This is a genomic window from Clostridium sartagoforme AAU1, from assembly GCF_000401215.1.
Classification (GTDB): domain Bacteria; phylum Bacillota; class Clostridia; order Clostridiales; family Clostridiaceae; genus Clostridium; species Clostridium sartagoforme.
This window is the reverse complement of the sequence record NZ_ASRV01000300.1, coordinates 1-343: the sequence shown is the minus strand read 5'-3', so window position 1 is coordinate 343 and position 343 is coordinate 1. Positions and strand designations below refer to the sequence as shown.

The 343-nt window shown below is 35.0% G+C and carries 1 tRNA gene; it reads left to right on the top strand.

Annotated elements, in window-relative coordinates:
* The first annotated feature begins 8 nt into the window (after nt 1-8).
* Nucleotides 9-85: transfer RNA gene (locus A500_RS19205), tRNA-Ile, on the top strand.
* The last annotated feature ends 258 nt before the right edge of the window (nt 86-343 follow it).

The window sequence follows — 343 nt, the reverse complement described above, 5'->3', positions numbered from 1 at the left end:
AAAATTATGGGTCTATAGCTCAGCTGGTTAGAGCGCACGCCTGATAAGCGTGAGGTCGATGGTTCGAGTCCATTTAGACCCACCATTGTTCTTTGAAAATTGCACATAAGTAAAAAACAACAAGCCAAAAATATTCTTTGTGAATAACTTTGTAATAAATTACTTAAAACTAACTAATTAGATTAATTTAAATTAACTTAGGTTAAACTCAAAAATAGTTAGAGTGAGTTTTGTTAAAAACGAGAAGTTCTAGGAGCTGACGAAGGAAACACCGGAGCGTACTTTGCTACGTGAGGATTTGACTGAGGAAAGCGACAAAGAAATTCGAAGTTTATAACGAAAC